Origin of the sequence: Nostoc sp. CCY0012, from assembly GCF_963920855.1 — a bacterium.
Classification (GTDB): Bacteria; Cyanobacteriota; Cyanobacteriia; order Cyanobacteriales; family Nostocaceae; genus Cyanocohniella.
Genome location: NZ_CAWUDM010000030.1, coordinates 21,515 through 37,160, shown reverse-complemented (window position 1 = coordinate 37,160; position 15,646 = coordinate 21,515). Strand labels below are relative to the sequence as shown.

Sequence of the window (15,646 nt, the reverse complement as noted above, 5' to 3'; positions counted from 1 at the left end):
TTGGACAGTACAAACAAGCAAAAAGGCATTCTAGATACTACTATCTCGCAGCATCGATGCGTTACATTCGATGTACTAACATCTAGCCTGAAAGAACGTATTGATTCCCGTTAATTATCAATTAGATAACAGGTTTAAGAGAATAGTGTGTGAGAAGATTTACCAAATACGTTCCTCATTATTTAATCATTGCCAGTCGCTTAGGAACACTTAAGCTCTACTGCTTTTGGTGAGTAATCCCCACAAGAAAATCGCAACGATTGAACCAATGACAGCTACAAAAAGCCCAGGAATGCTTAAACTAGTGGCTGTCAGCTGTAACGAACCTGTTTGTAGTAGTGTAAATAAACTACCCCCCACAAAAGCACCGATGATACCTAATATCATTGTGGAGAGGATTCCACCACCTTGATTACCTGGATAAATTGCTTTACCAATGGCACCTGCTATCAATCCTAAAATCGCCCAAGCAATAATATTCATACAAACTCCTCAAATCAAATGTTTTAATTTCAACTGTATTTATAGTATCAAGCCTCATTTACAATTGTTTCTACCAGGCGAGAGAGATATTGCAATCCAAAAGATAGATAATAATTGATATGGATTTATACTCATATCCTCTGATTTAGGATTTTTTAAAGATTAACTTAAATAGACATGAATATGTAAATATTTGATGACAATATACGCCTTAATACCATCAAATAAGCTAATATTATACTGTTTGTTAGTTGATAAGTATAGAGGGTTTTTCACTAGGTTAAAGACATAAATAAATAGCAAATATCGATAACCAAACATTAAAATAATTGGTCATACTATTTCCGCACAACCAATTATTAGTATTGTATATATAATGTAACTTCAGCATTTGCTGTCATTCTGGGTTCAAATTGCCCGCGAAAATTGTCTATCTCTAGTTTGATTATGATTATCAAAAACAACAGCAATATTTCTCACCAGTAACCTACCAATATCTGTGATTTGGATTTGGTTAGTTGATATACTGACAAGTCCATCATCGGCTAAAGGTTCTAATGCCTTTAATTCATGGAAAAAATAGTCATCGAAACTGATGTGATATTTTGCTTCAATGTCTTGCTTATATAAATGAAAGTGAGACATAATGCACATGATAACATCGCGTCGAATTATGTCATCTTGAGTAAGTTTAATACCTTTACTAACTGGCAAAATATTTGCGGCGATCGCCTGATAATAATCCTTTAAGTGCTTGTAGTTCTGTACATAAGCATCATGCAGCATACTAATGGATGTCGCCCCAAAGCCAAAGAGTTCTGTACCAGCGTGGGTGGTGTAGCCCTGAAAATTACGTTGGAGAGTACCATTACGTTGAGCGATCGCTAGTTCATCATCAGGTTTGGCAAAATGATCCATACCAATGAACAGATACTTACTACTCGTCAGTTCCTCAATAGTCATCTTTAAAATTTCCAACTTTTCCTGTGGTTTAGGCAATGCTTCTTGAGGAATATTTTTTTGGGCGGGCTTCATCCACGGTATATAGGCGAAGTTAAATACAACAATACGATTAGGATCTAATTCAATCGTCTTGTGGACTGTTTCTCGAAATGTCTGGAGATTTTGGTAAGGTAAACCATAAATTAGATCTACATTTACACTGTCAAATTGAGCTGCTTTAATCCAACTCATGACATCCAATAGTAATGCTTCTGGCTGGACACGATTTACAGCTACTTGTACTTGGGGGTTAAAATCTTGGATGCCAAAACTAATGCGGTTAAAACCAATTTCTTTCAGCAAGTAAATATATTCTTGATCAACGTAGCTGGGATTAATTTCAATAGAAATTTCTGCCTGTGGATCAATATTAAAATAGCGTGTAATATTTTTCCACAAGAATTTGACTTGATCTTTATCTAAATAATTTGGTGTACCACCGCCCCAGTGAACTTGCCGCACCTTTCTGTTGGGGTCAATCAAGGCTGCCATGTTCTTAATTTCTTGAACTAAATGCTCTAAATAAGGTTTAGCAATATTTTTATTATTGGAAATTACTGTATTGCAGCCACAGAAGTAGCAAGCCGTTTGGCAAAAGGGTATATGGAAATATAAAGATAAGGGAGATTGTCTGTGGTTAGAGGAAGTAATGGCGGCGTGAAAATCAGTTGCAGTAAATTCTGTACTTAACTCTGTAGCGGGTGGATAACTTGTATATCTGGGTGCAGCAGTATCATACTTTTTGATCATATTTAGATCAAATTTGACACCAGGCAAGACAAAGACCATTAAAACCTCCGAGAATTTGGGGAGTAGGGAGTGGGGAGTGGGGAGTGGGGAAATTGAGAAGAAACTTTTTAGCCCCTAGCCTCTATTTCAGTACTACCAGGGTTTTGGGAACGTGTGAGGCTGTTGAATACTACTTGACCGAAGGCTTTGATTAAGTTTCCTTCGAGTTCTTCAGCCATTTGCATGTTGAATTGAAAGGCTTGGTTGGCTTCGGCGACAATTTGGTCTGCGATCGCCTCATCAATGGATAATGTGTTTAATGCCTGACGATACTTGTCTTTAAATGCTTTCTTGTCGGGGATTTGCTCAAAATTGTAAAAAGATGTGCCTTCGTAACCGGATAGCTTTAAGGCTGATTGAGCAATTTTTTGCAGCATCTGACCCCCAGATAGATCACCCATGTAGCGGGTATACGCATGACCTATTAATAAGGCTGGTTCGTTAGCAGATAATTGTTCAATGCGGGTAATGTAAGTTTGGGCAACTTTTGAAGGGCTAATTTGTTTTTGCCAGTCATCCCCATAATAAAATACCATGTCTTTCTCTAAGGAGGCTTGGCGATTCAATTCTGGGAAATAAACTGCACCCAATACCGGATGATGAGCATGTTTCATCAAGTGTGCTTCTAGTGCGCTGTAGATGTAATACAAGTTACTGAGAAACTTGGCAAAGCAATCTCTATCTACAACTCCCTTAAGAAAACATTTCATGAAGCCCACATTTTCGGCTGCTGTGTGAGCTTTTTGAGTGCCAGAACGTAGTTTGATGGCTAGATTGCTACTCATGATTGCTTCCTTCAGATTCAAGCGCAAGGTTTCTCTACAGTCACCGCCTGAAGATGGCTGTCACTTCACAGTCAATGTCAGAGTTAAATGATTGTTATTCTGGGTGGAAAGCGGATCTGCATCACTCTATCTAGCAAGTACCCACGCCGATACAGATTCCAGCTATTTTATTTTTCTCTCACAAAATTATTTAACTATCAATCTTTGTATAACTATAAAGCCATTAATATTTCTTTATATTTTTCTGGTTTTACCCAAATACACTTACCAACTGCTTGTTCTCTGCTTCTACGAGTGATAATGGCTACGTTTTACAAGTTATTGGCAATCAAACTGGACTGTCCTATAAGGTTATTTATCTAAAATAGCTTTTCAATAATTTAACTGATGTGCTGCAATAACATTTTATGTTTATATAACTATTAAAAGATAAAGCAATAAAAGCAGTCTCATGGTTAAATCTCTCGAAACCCCAGAGCCTCAGTTACTGAAGCCAGGTATTAAAGCACCTGTTCAGGAAACATTATTAACACCCCGGTTTTACACCACTGACTTTGATGCAGTAGCCAATTTAGATATTTCCTCGAATGAGACTGAGTTGCAGGCGGTTGTCGAAGAATTACGCGCTGACTATAACCGCCATCACTTTGTGCGTGATGAAGAATTTAAGCAGTGTTGGGATCATGTTGAGGGAGAAAAACGCCGCGCTTTTATTGACTTTTTGGAGCGTTCATGCACCTCAGAGTTTTCTGGGTTTTTGCTGTTTAAAGAATTATCCCGCAGACTGAAAGAAAAGAATCCCCTGTTGGCAGATGCCTTTAATTATATGGCACGGGATGAGGCGCGCCATGCGGGATTTCTCAATAAGTCGATGGCTGATTTTAATCTTTCACTAGACTTAAGTTATTTAACCAAACATCGCACCTATACTTTTTTCCCGCCTGAGTGGGTAATCTACACAGTCTACCTATCGGAAAAAATTGGTTACTGGCGTTATATCTTAGTGCATCGCCATATGCAAGAAAACCCAGAATACCAATTCTATCCTTTGTTCCGTAAATTTGAGAGTTGGTGTCAGGATGAAAATCGACATGGAGATTTCTTTAAAGCCCTGCTGCGATCGCAACCCCGGTTATGGAATAATTGGAGGGCTAGATTATGGGTGCGTTTCTTCTTATTAACTGTGTTTGTTACCCACACCGTGACAGTATTTGAACGGGCGACATTCTATGAAGCCATTGGGATACATCCCCGTAAATACAACAACAAAGTCATTCAAGAAACCAACAATACTTCTGCGCGGGCTTTTCCGCTGATTTTGGATACCAATCACCCGGCATTTTTCTGGCGGTTAGAACAGTGTTTCGTCAACACGCAAAAATTGGCGGAGATTAAGCAAAGTCAGACTTCCCAGTTTATCAAGTTCTGGAAGAAAATTCCTGCCATGTCCGCGATCGTTTGGCATATGTTAAGACTTTACTTGATTAAACCCATTGATGCTGAATCAATCCGAGAAACAGTGCATTAGAACAAGAAGCAATGACTATACCAGGTTTTGGTTGAGTGTTAATTTTGCAACACCAAGGACTTCCAACTAAATAAATGTCCAATCACTGGGTAAGCAGGGGAGCAGCACTTCGGCTACGCTCAGTGGCAGGGAGCAGGGGGGAGAAAGACAACCTTGCATCCCAGTAAATTGGATAATTTAATTTCTGCAAGTCCCCTACCTACCTGGTTTTTTGACAGTTAACCGATCATAAATACAACCCTGATTTCTCACAAGCAGGAAAAAATCAATTTACATGATCTGATGTGAGGATTTTCTTGATACATCATCAATCAAAATCTAGGCGCGGAGATAAATCAAGTATAAAACCGCAGTTATTTTGTACTTATTCTATGGTGAAACCACGAACAAGCCTGTTATATTTGCCAGAAATCAAGCGCACCTTCTGGCAATTTGGCAAGCACTCGATCAAAGGCTTTCTCATCTACGTGTCGTCTCAGGGCAGCGGCTACATCTCTAATTGCTGTTTCAGTAGAAAAATTGTGTTCCCCACGCAATGATTTTACTTCCCTCATCATCTGTTCACGATCTTCAAAAGACTTTTGCGGCTCATTCGTATCCCAGTCAGCTACAAAAAGCGCCCTCAAGCAAATCGGCAGTACATTCGCAAAAGCTATTGCATCTTCAGTGGAAAGCCTACGGCGAAACGTTTGAAAGACCCCTTGAGTCATTGTGTAAGTTACGTGTGTACTCCACAGCCCTGCTATGTCGCGTGCATCTACCAAATACTTATAGAAGTCATCTGAAGCACGCTGGTATTCTGCGGGTACTGGCATAATATCCTCTTTTACGTTTGATTTATTTTTGTATAACGTTCCCAATCACCGGACGTAGATAACTTTAAATGCTCACAAGCAATCTCTTGGTGGTCGGGTGCATTGGGATTGTTAGGCTCCTTCTTCATTTTTTGATTTTGATCACCTAAATTATGATTGTAGAAATACACGGTTCACTCGTTTAGAGACCAGTACTATTCAGCATTCGCATCACCACGTCAATAAATTTTTCGCCCCAAACAATTGATAGTAAGCCACACAATATAACCAGCAATAATGCGACACCTGTTTGAACCAGCCCCCAATCGTTAAATGTCCCATATGTAATAGGGATAAGCACTATAAGAGTGCCAAGTGCAGTCCCCCCAAGAAAACGATAGATAACTTTAGTAAATGAACGTTGTTTAGAATCGGTTTTGTCAGAGGTCATCAGAAATTCCTTCAATATCTTGAGCAATATATATAGTCTAAATTAGAACTGTACACCCAAATCATGAATCTAATATCGCTTGAAAACCCAGACCATTGAGATACATCCGAATACATTCTTCTTTTATCTCATTGCTATAAGTTTTTGATGGCTCATAATCTTGAATAAATTGGCGACAACAATTACAACAAATGTGATTTTGCTTACCTCTTTTTATGCCATTCTTATGGTTGTGACGAGAGCCACATTCAGGACAATTTATGTTTTATTACCCTATGTTCATACCCTATTATGCAACGCCCACTACATTTATGCTAACTTACGTATTAAAGCCATACCAAAATTATTAGGACTGGTTTTAATTTCTACTAAACTTAAATTAGGATTGTGACTTAGCCACTCATCAATGACATATCTTGGCCCATCCCATCCACAATGTTCAGGATAAATATCATGTAACATGATGTATCCGCCTGGAGAAACAAAAGGATAAAAATTCATAAAATCACTAGTACATCCTTCTTGTGTGTGGTCACCGTCAATAAACAGGAAATCAATTGGGTGCAGAATTAACTCTTTAAATCTTCTACCCATTTCCAGGGAATTCATTTTATGAAATGTAATTCTATGTGCTAAACCAGCAGATAATGCACAAGTTTGAGCGTACTTCAACGGATCACTTAAATATCCGTAACGATGAGGTAGCCACGGCAAAATTTCATCAAATAAGTCAATAGAGTGAATGGTTGCTTCACTATCTATTTGTTCTAAACCAGCAGCCATCCAGATTGTAGAAATACCTGTAAAACAGCCAATTTCTACAACATTACTAGGATTAATATTACAAATCATACTTTTGACAAATTCGCCTTGTTCTGGTGATAATGCTGCCGGAAAATTGATTTTATGATTGTACATTTTTACTAAGGTATTAGCCCAAGGTAATGTACAATTTTGTAAGTAATCGGGAATATTATATTTTCTATCTTCGGGTATACCTTTAAAGGAGAATACTTTTTCAAAAATAACTTCTAATTCCAGTTTATTAATGTGAGGAATACCACGTATTTCTTTTCGATTAATATGTGTGCTGACGGCATTATCAAGAAAATTCTCCAATTCTTTAACAGACATATTTATAGGTTGAGATAATTCTTCTAGAGAGTAAAAAATTTCATTTTCATAATTGACGGGCATAAATTTATCCTCAATTTAAAAGGTTCTTTTAGCTTGGAAGGTTCAAGATTATCAACTTCACCCCAGAATATATATTCTTGGTAAAGGCTAGGGTGAATCTTCCTTCTTTAGACCAATTTGAGGTAGCAAAAGAGTATAAAATAAAACATATATAGGGTGCATTACGTTTGAGTTCTTGCTGTAAGGCATTTGTCCAGATTAATTTTTAGTTTTGTGCAAAGTTAGTGCTGCTAGTCTACCCGCAGATATATAAAAATTTGTATCCTAAGTTTAATAGGCCTTAATAGTTCTTTGAAAAACTTGTGCAAGAAGATTTTAGACTAATCGTTGATTTAGTTTCAGTTCTCGCCGTCGCCACCTGTGGAGGACTATTGGCGTCGCTTTTACAGCAGCCTGTGCTGCTAGGCTATCTCATCGGTGGGATGATTGTGGGGCCAACCGGATTGGGAGTGATTAAAGAAGTTATTCAAGTGGAAACTCTGGCCCAGTTTGGAGTCGCCTTTCTGTTATTTGCTTTGGGAGTAGAATTTTCTTTTGCCGAACTGAAAAAAGTCAAGGGAATTGCTTTAGGAGGTGGTGGGCTACAAATTGCCTTAACCATTGGGGTGACAGTTCTTGTCTGTGGACTTACAGGTGCTTGGGAAGAGTTACCCGCTAAAGGTGTATTTTTAGGGTCAATTTTATCTTTATCTTCTACCGCAGTTGTGCTTAAGTGCTTGATGGAGCGCAACGAAACAGAAACACCCCACGGACAAGTGATGTTGGGGATTTTGGTAGTGCAGGACTTAGCACTGGGACTGATGATCGCCGTTTTACCAGCGCTAAACCAACCAGCAGAAACCATTGGTATAGCAGTGTTGACAGCATTACTGCGACTGGCTTTATTTGCCGGCGGTGCAGTAGTAGCGGGGATTTGGGTGATACCGCGTTTGTTGCGACTTTTAGCCCGTACTGAAAGCCGAGAATTATTTTTATTAGGGGTGGTGACGCTGTGTTTAGGTATTGCCCTGCTGACGGAATATTTAGGGTTATCCATCGAAATGGGGGCGTTTGTCGCTGGTTTAATGATTTCTGAAGTGGAATATGCTGACCAAACCCTGACTTATGTAGAACCAGTACGAGATATTTTTGCTAGTTTATTTTTTGCTGCCATTGGTATGTTAATTGACCCAGTGTTTTTGTGGAACAATCTGGAATTGATTTTGGGATTGGTTGCACTGGTGTTTGTCGGGAAATTTTTAATTATCACACCCCTGGTAAAGCTGTTTCGCTACCCATTAAAGACGGCCTTAATCGCTGGATTAGGACTAGCACAAATTGGGGAATTTTCTTTTGTGCTGGCCAGTGAAGGGCAGGCTTTGGGTTTGGTTTCTCGCCGGGTATATTTGCTAATTTTAGGAACCACAGCAGTTACACTGATTTTGACTCCCTTTGTGCTACGGTTAGTCCCATTTTTATTTAACTTTGCCGAATCAATGCCTTGGCTGCAACCTTATTTAGAAGAAGTTTATCCGCGTGATGTATCGGCGGATTTACCGTCCAAAGGCCATGTAGTAGTTTGTGGTTATGGGCGAGTTGGTAAAAACTTAGTGAAGTTGTTGCAACAACATGATTTACCTGTGGTAGTTATCGATCAATCAGAAAGGCGCATCCAGCAATTACGAGAGCAGGGAGTACCTTATGTTTACGGTAATTGTGTGAGTTTCCATGTTCTGGAAACCGCTGGGGTAAATTATGCCAAGGGAATGGCGATCGCTCTTCCTGATGCTATGAGTATCCGGCTTTGTCTCAAAAGATCTTTAGAATTGTGTCCAGAATTAGATTTAGTTGTTCGCGCTACCCAAGATAAAGATATTGAAGTGCTTTATCAATTGGGTGCAAGGGAAGTAGTCCAACCAGAATTTGAAGCTAGTTTAGAAATGGCCACCCATTTATTAACAGGTTTAGGCTTTTTATCGATGGTGGTACAACGGGAAGTCGAGCAAATTCGTAACAATCATTATTTAGCATTACGACCAGAGCAAACACCACTAGAAGTGGCCCATGATTTGCAGCAAGCAACTCGTGATTTAAATCGCCGTTGGTATACCCTACCAAATGCGTCCCCCCTCATTGGCATGAGTTTAGGCGAAGCGGACATCCGCTACTTAACAGGGGCGAGTTTAATGGCTATTCGCCGCGCTAATGAAGAAGAAATAGATTATCCCAATGCTCAAACTAAATTAGAAGCAGGCGATCGCCTATTGGTAGTGGGAGCATCGGAAGAATTAGCAGCGTTAGAAGAATTTGCCCAGGGTAAGGTAGCTGTTCCTGAGGCTAATAACGCTTGTCAATGGGTCACAGTCAATGCTGATTCTCCGGCTTTGGGTATGACTATTATCGATTTGGATCTTCAGCAACAATCTGGAGTCCAAATACAATCCATACGACGAGATGGCAAATTTATCCGTCATCCTGATGACAACACAGATTTAAGAGTTGGTGATCAAGTGCTGTTATGTGGTAGGTGGCCGAATTTAAATCAACTACAATCGTTGTTTGCCACAGTTAACAAAACAACAATTAGCCTTTAGCCTTGATGTAGGCGATCGCGTGTTTCCAAACAGTGGTTTGGTGATTGTTGTCATCCACAAGACACACAGAGTTAGGATCTTGCCAGGCAATCTTCCCTATGAGCAGATCACCGGTTACCAGTTTTAACTCTATAACTGCTGTTTGTTTAATGAGTTCTTGCAGTTGGCGAATGCTAGGTAATGATGTGTCAAATTCCGTTGTAGCCATTTTTGGTTAATGATGTATTAAAAGAGAGGGAGTAGCTGCGCTTACCGCGTAGCTTGTCGTAGGCATCATCCGAAGGGGATAACAAACTTCCCGATACCCAATACCTAATCATTGATAATTCATCACAGGAAAAATGGCAATCGAATTTACGAAGTATCACGGTCTAGGAAATGACTTTATTTTAATTGACAATCGCTTATCGTCAGTACCAGTGCTGACTCCAGAGCAAGCAGTCAAGTTGTGCGATCGCCACTTTGGCATCGGTGCTGATGGTGTGATTTTTGCCTTACCGGGAGAAAATGGCACTGACTACACCATGCGAATTTTTAATTCTGATGGTTCAGAACCGGAAATGTGTGGTAATGGTATTCGCTGCTTAGGTAGGTTTTTGGCAGACTTAGAAGGCGAATCCAGAAACAAAGACTCATATCGCATTCATACCCTGGCTGGTGTGATGACACCCCAACTTATGCCCGATGGTCTAGTTAAGGTGGATATGGGATTACCTAGATTACTGGCTGGGGAAATTCCTACTACCCTTGGTTCTGCTGATACCAAAGTGGTTAATCAAACTTTAGAAGTGGCGGGAAAAACCTGGGAAGTAACCTGTGTCAGTATGGGGAATCCCCACTGTATAACCTTTGTGGAAGATGTCGCCGCCATTTCTTTAGAAGTTATCGGCCCCAAATTTGAACATCATTCAGTTTTTCCCCAACGCACAAATACCGAATTTATTCAAGTAGTCAGTCGAAATTATTTGAAAATGCGGGTATGGGAACGCGGCGCGGGAATCACCTTAGCTTGTGGTACTGGTGCTTGTGCTTCCTTAGTGGCTGGTGTGCTGACTGGAAAGTGCGATCGCACCGCTACTGTAGAATTACCTGGTGGCCCCTTGGAAATTGAATGGTCAGAAATCGACCAACGAGTTTACATGACTGGCCCGGCTGAACGAGTATTCACAGGTAATTCGTAATTCGTAATTAAATGATTTACAATTGCGAGTTACTTTAATTTGCTATTGGCATTACTGAGATAGTAATGCCAGAGTATTCTGGTAGCCACTGCGCGCCAAGGTCGCCAGTTTTGGGCAATTGTTTCTATTTGTGTGGGTGTTGGGCGTGTCGGCAATTTTTTGAGATTTTGGAGAGCGATCGCAATTCCTAAATCACCTTTGGGAAAGACATCAGGACGTTTCAGCGCCATCAGTAAGTAAATATCAACCGTCCAATCTCCGATACCTTTAATTTGCTTGAGCTTATTTCTAATAGCAGTTTCTTCCATTGTTTCTAGTTTGGCTAAATCCAGTTGCTCATTCACAATTGCATCTGCTAAACCACGACAATAAACAATCTTTTGCCGACTCAAGCCAGTTGATTTTAGCTGAACATCTTCAAGTTTCAGTAAGTTTTCTGGTGTTAACGAGACAACCACTGCACATAAACGATTAAACACAGCTTTTGCTGCCGCCAAGGAAACTTGCTGTTCTAAAATTATGTGAATTAGAGTCGGGAAACCTGCTTCTCGTTCCCACATGGGTGGCGTTCCGAATGCCTTTAAAATACTAGCCAAATCGCTATCAATATTAGCTAGCACTTCCAAACCATAGGTAAAACTTTCTCTAGTCAGCGATATCTGGTGAAATTGCTGAGATTTGATATCATTGAGCATCCGTTAACACACCCTTGAGAATATGCCTCGGTTTTTTAGGTTAATCATTACTATAGTTATCTTAGGTGCATTTTTATTCATATCTCAGCAAGCTTGGGCAAGAGATTGGCGACCAGTTCGCGGTGGTATCTCTTTTGGGATTAGTGGGATGGCTTTAGTAGAACAGCAAGATAATACGCTAAATTTTTTGGTTGTTCATGACAATAAACAAAAAAACCAAGGTCGTTTAGCGATTATCAGCATTAAAGGTAAAAACCAACCTGAATATTTTGCTGTGGACTGGCCCAGTAAAACAGAATTACCAATTGACCTAGAGGCTTTAACCTCAGTACCAGGAAAAAATAATACTGAGTTCATCGCTTTAACCAGTTTGGGAAAAGCTTATTATCTGAAGTTAAATTCTGCAAAAAAAACCGTCTCTGTTCTCAAAGAATTTAATTTACCAAATGTTCCTCAAGGCAGTAATTTTGAGGGATTTGGTTTGCAAGATATAGATGGTAAATTAGTTGCTATTTGGGCGCATAGAGGCGCAGAAGAACAGCCAGCAACTGTTTATTGGGGAAATTTTAATCCATTCACATATCAAATTACCCTTGCAGGTTCCAGGGATTTGCAAGTACCCTTCCCCGCTGACAATGTGCGGCATATTTCCGATATTAAAGTAGATTCTGCGGGAATTGTGTATATTACCTCAGCCAGTGATGCTGGAGATGATGGCCCATTTCAGTCGGCTTTATATGTTGCGGGTTACTTAGGATTCAGTGGAAACAAAATCGTCTGGAGACAAAATTCTCAACTTGTTCCTATCTACCGTGCTAATTACCGCAAGATTGAAGGGATGGAACTAGTTCCAGGTAACGCAGGTGGTGTGGTGTTTGGTACAGATGATGAAAGTTTAGGTTCCTATGTCTATTTGATGGGGAGTGGGGGATAAGAAAATAAGGGGATAAGAACGAAAATACTTTCTCATCTCCCTCATTTCAATATTTTTGATCAGCTATGGCAATTTAACCTGTAACAGCTATAGCCCCGGCGATCGCACTGGCGACTAAGGAGGTAAACGCTGTACCAAATAGCCACCAAGCTGCACTGGCTACGGTTTTCTTGACACCTTCAGCTTGTTTTTTGGCTTGTTCTTGGATGGCTTGCAGGCGTTTTTGCGTTTCTTGTTGGATGCGTTCGGCTCTATGTAAGACACTATCCCGTGCTGCTTCTATTTGATTGATAATCCGGTTAGCATCTTCTTGGGAAATATCTTCACGAGAACTCAAGATAGCCACTAAGGTATCACGGTCAAATTGACTCAGGCGATCGCGCAAGGCTTCAAATCCGGCTTGAGGATCATCAAATAATTGACCAAAGTCTTGCTGAATGCCTTCATAACTAAGTTCTGGGCGTTCCAGTGAGTTGAGATAATCGCGCAATCTGCCAAAAATTCCTTCAATTACCGATTCTACTCTTTGCTGAACTTGTTGCAGTTGGCTGACAACTGAATTACGCACAGATTCGATTTGCTCAACAATTTTATTGGCTTCTTCCTCTGAGATATCTTCTCGTTGAGATAATAGAGCCACAAGTGTGGAACGGTCAAATTTAGCCAGGCGATCGCTTAAATTCTCCAGTCCTACTTGTGGATCTTGCAACAGCAATTGCAAATCCCGTTTGATGCTTTCTGGGTTGAGTTCTTCTTTGTCGGTGTAACGCAAGTAATTTTCTACATTGGCTTCAAAATCTGCAACTCGTTTAGCTGTACGACTGGCCAAGCGTCGTGGCGCTTTGACAATGCTTTGAATTGTCTCTTGTACTTGATCAATTACTTGATTAACTTGTTCTTCGCTCAAATCTTCCCGTTGGCCAAGGAGTTTAACTAAAGTCTCACGGTCAATATGAGATAGGCGATCGCGTAATGCTAAAGCACCCACTTGTGGATCAGCCAGTAATGTGGTCAAATCTCGCTTGATACCTTCTGGGTTGAGTTCTTCTAAGTTAGTCTTGCGGAGATATTCAGCTATTGCAGTGGTAGTTTTCTCATATTGATCTGCAACTGCTTGTGGTGCTTGCAAGATGCTGTCCCGTACTGCTTCGAGTTGATCCAGGATTTGGTTGATTTGTTCTTCGCTCAAATCTTGGCGTTGACTGAGCAATTTCATCCATGTATCTCGGTCAAAATGAGATAGGCGGGTGCGGATTAAGCTAATTCCTACTGTGGGGTCATCCAGTAAAGTTCTAAAATCACGTTTAATACCTTCAGGATTCAATTCCTCTTTGTTGGTATTTTGCAAATAATCTTCTACCTTTTGCCCCAATTCATTAACTTTTGCGGTTGCTTGTTCTTGGCGTTTTTTGGCTTGATGCAAGAAGCGATCGCGGATACCTTCGAGTTGACTAATAATATTATTAGCTTCTTCTTCATTCAAATCTTGACGCTGCAATAGTAGCTGCTTAAAGGCATCGCGGCCAAATTCTTGTAAACGAATACTGATATCTGCAAAATCATCTGTTGTTTCTGCCAACAATGCTGAGAAATCCTGTTCGATAGCGTCTGGGTTAAGTTCTGCCTTCCCCGTAGAACGCAAATAATTTTCGATTCCCAAGCGAATTTCTTGACCTTTTCCTTTAACTTCCGCCTGTTGCACCAGTTCTAATACTTCCTGGCGAATGCTTTCCATCTGCTGGGAAATTTCTTTCACCCTAACTTCACTAATGTCATCTCGCTGTGTCAGCAAGTTAGTAAAATATTCTTGATTGATTGCGGCTAATTCCCGGCGTGTAGTTTCCGGATCTGCTTGTGCATCATAGATAACTTCTTGAAACTCATCTTTGATGGTAATTCGGTTGAAATGCCAAGGAAAAGAATTTAAGATGTAGTCTTTGATATCTGCTTTGATCGTGTTATCGGGTGACTCCGGTACAATTTCACTTATTTGATCAGTAGTTTTATCTCTGAATTCTTGTAGTTGGTGAGTGATTTTTTCCACATCAACTTTATCTCGGAGTTTTTGTAGCTGATTTGTCAGATTATTCCAATCAATCTCAGACCAATCCACCCGATCTAGCAATGCTGGCGCAGCAGCACTCAAACCCAACTGCATTCCTTTTTTGATGACGCCATTCTTACCATTACCGTTACCCCCGACAGTCACCAATTGCTGGAGTTGTTCTCCTAAGTTTTCAGAATTTAACTCTTCAGGTGTAGCAGATTTAAGTAAATTAATTACTTGCTCTGTGGGATTTTGCCGCGCAATAGTTTGTTTCCAGGCATCTTCTAGTTGGTCGGCAATTTCATTGATATTTTGTTTCGATAAATTTGTCCGGCTACTAACTAAATCAACAAATGTCTGGCGATTGATGTTTTGTAAAATATCGCTATCAGCTAGAGATTTAAAATCTACATCACTAAGTATCTTGTCAAATTGACCGCGAATTTCTGATAAATCCAGGTTTGGTATTTGCAGAGATTTTAAAGAATTTTGCAGTGTGTTGCTGATATTTTCAGTATCAATACCTGACGTTAGCTCACGTCGAACTGCGGCTGTAATTTCTTCAGCAGTAGCAACTACTTGTTTTTTGGCTGCATTAGCGCCGAGGGTAGAAGTTGCTGTACCCATTAAGGTTTGTAAACCAGCACTAGTCGTATTAATGAAAGAACCAATCAATGAACCTACAGTTGATGAACCTACCCAAACCACCAATGAAAAGTAGGTAGACCAAATGACAACACCGATAATTGCTCCTAAAAACGCACTTTGAATTAAGCTCAGTTTAACTGCCAGAAAACAAGCAGCGAATAAGCCAATACTGGCAGTCATTAATGCCCAAATTCCCACTTTACTTTCAATTTTGCGGATTGCACCATCCCAACTTTCTGAATCAGAATTATCACCATAGTCACTTCCTAAAGATGAAATTCCAACTGCAACTGAAAAATTAGTTAAAAGAAATTGGAAAGCAAAAGCCATTAAAGTGCCAGCTAATAGTGCCACTATAAACTTAGTCCCAGAAAAGACCAATGGAATTTGTTCTGGAGTTAGGAGTTCTGAACTGCCATTTATAGGTGCTATCCCCAGTGATAGACAGCCTCCATGTAAAATAGTGTTAAGACCATAAAACATAATTCTTCTCCTTTAGCCATTTATGCAATCAGCTATTTTTTGATCCCGTGGTCTGA

The 15,646-nt window shown here is 40.0% G+C and carries 13 protein-coding genes and 1 pseudogene; 4 read left to right on the top strand and 10 right to left on the bottom strand.

Translation table 11 applies throughout. From position 1 onward, the window contains the following. Positions 1-210: 210 nt before the first annotated feature. The 3 genes from ACM0OS_RS10980 to ACM0OS_RS10970 all read right to left on the bottom strand — a co-directional run bounded on the left by ACM0OS_RS10980 (position 211) and on the right by ACM0OS_RS10970 (position 3,059). Entirely contained in the window at positions 211-483 is a 273-nt protein-coding gene (locus ACM0OS_RS10980) for a GlsB/YeaQ/YmgE family stress response membrane protein (RefSeq protein WP_414543217.1), read from the bottom strand. 408 nt (positions 484-891) lie between these two features. Beyond that, the gene (gene hemN, locus ACM0OS_RS10975; RefSeq protein ID WP_414543216.1) at positions 892-2,274 is read right to left on the bottom strand and encodes an oxygen-independent coproporphyrinogen III oxidase; all 1,383 of its coding nucleotides are present in this window, start codon (positions 2,272-2,274) and stop codon (positions 892-894) included. Positions 2,275-2,342: 68 nt separating this feature from the next. Further along, entirely contained in the window at positions 2,343-3,059 is a 717-nt protein-coding gene (locus ACM0OS_RS10970; protein ID WP_414543215.1) for a heme oxygenase (biliverdin-producing), read from the bottom strand. 451 nt (positions 3,060-3,510) lie between these two features. Here ACM0OS_RS10970 and acsF point away from each other — a divergent pair, with 451 nt between their 5' ends. Further along, the gene (gene acsF, locus ACM0OS_RS10965; protein WP_414543214.1) at positions 3,511-4,587 is read left to right on the top strand and encodes a magnesium-protoporphyrin IX monomethyl ester (oxidative) cyclase; all 1,077 of its coding nucleotides are present in this window, start codon (positions 3,511-3,513) and stop codon (positions 4,585-4,587) included. Between the two features lie 395 nt (positions 4,588-4,982). Here acsF and ACM0OS_RS10960 read toward each other — a convergent pair whose 3' ends face one another. From ACM0OS_RS10960 to ACM0OS_RS10945, 4 genes and pseudogenes are all read right to left on the bottom strand, one after another. Beyond that, the gene (locus ACM0OS_RS10960; RefSeq protein ID WP_414543213.1) at positions 4,983-5,402 is read right to left on the bottom strand and encodes a DUF2267 domain-containing protein; all 420 of its coding nucleotides are present in this window, start codon (positions 5,400-5,402) and stop codon (positions 4,983-4,985) included. Positions 5,403-5,583: 181 nt separating this feature from the next. Next, positions 5,584-5,832, bottom strand: a complete 249-nt coding sequence (locus tag ACM0OS_RS10955; protein WP_414543212.1) for a hypothetical protein — start codon at positions 5,830-5,832, stop codon at positions 5,584-5,586. Positions 5,833-5,905: 73 nt separating this feature from the next. Further along, positions 5,906-6,094 (bottom strand): annotated as a pseudogene (locus tag ACM0OS_RS10950) (IS1 family transposase); the annotation flags it as partial. A 47-nt stretch (positions 6,095-6,141) separates the two neighbouring features. Next, on the bottom strand, positions 6,142-7,029 hold the full coding sequence (locus ACM0OS_RS10945; RefSeq protein WP_414543211.1) for an O-methyltransferase: 888 nt from the start codon (positions 7,027-7,029) through the stop codon (positions 6,142-6,144). A 302-nt stretch (positions 7,030-7,331) separates the two neighbouring features. Between ACM0OS_RS10945 and ACM0OS_RS10940 the strand changes: the two genes are divergently transcribed. Continuing rightward, positions 7,332-9,602, top strand: a complete 2,271-nt coding sequence (locus tag ACM0OS_RS10940; RefSeq protein ID WP_414543210.1) for a cation:proton antiporter — start codon at positions 7,332-7,334, stop codon at positions 9,600-9,602. Here ACM0OS_RS10940 and ACM0OS_RS10935 read toward each other — a convergent pair. Further along, positions 9,592-9,810, bottom strand: coding sequence for an Hfq-related RNA-binding protein (locus ACM0OS_RS10935; RefSeq protein ID WP_414543209.1), 219 nt, complete (start codon positions 9,808-9,810; stop codon positions 9,592-9,594). The genes ACM0OS_RS10940 and ACM0OS_RS10935 overlap by 11 nt on opposite strands. A 133-nt stretch (positions 9,811-9,943) precedes the next feature. Between ACM0OS_RS10935 and dapF the strand changes: the two genes are divergently transcribed. Then, entirely contained in the window at positions 9,944-10,783 is an 840-nt protein-coding gene (dapF, locus tag ACM0OS_RS10930) for a diaminopimelate epimerase (RefSeq protein WP_414543208.1), read from the top strand. Between the two features lie 29 nt (positions 10,784-10,812). Here the strand turns inward: dapF and ACM0OS_RS10925 are convergent, their stop codons facing one another. Continuing rightward, entirely contained in the window at positions 10,813-11,478 is a 666-nt protein-coding gene (locus tag ACM0OS_RS10925) for a DNA-3-methyladenine glycosylase family protein (protein WP_414543207.1), read from the bottom strand. A 22-nt stretch (positions 11,479-11,500) separates the two neighbouring features. Between ACM0OS_RS10925 and ACM0OS_RS10920 the strand changes: the two genes are divergently transcribed. Further along, positions 11,501-12,412, top strand: coding sequence for a hypothetical protein (locus ACM0OS_RS10920; protein ID WP_414543206.1), 912 nt, complete (start codon positions 11,501-11,503; stop codon positions 12,410-12,412). A gap of 73 nt (positions 12,413-12,485) precedes the next feature. Here ACM0OS_RS10920 and ACM0OS_RS10915 read toward each other — a convergent pair whose 3' ends face one another. Beyond that, the gene (locus tag ACM0OS_RS10915; RefSeq protein ID WP_414543205.1) at positions 12,486-15,590 is read right to left on the bottom strand and encodes an MFS transporter; all 3,105 of its coding nucleotides are present in this window, start codon (positions 15,588-15,590) and stop codon (positions 12,486-12,488) included. Positions 15,591-15,646: the final 56 nt, after the last annotated feature.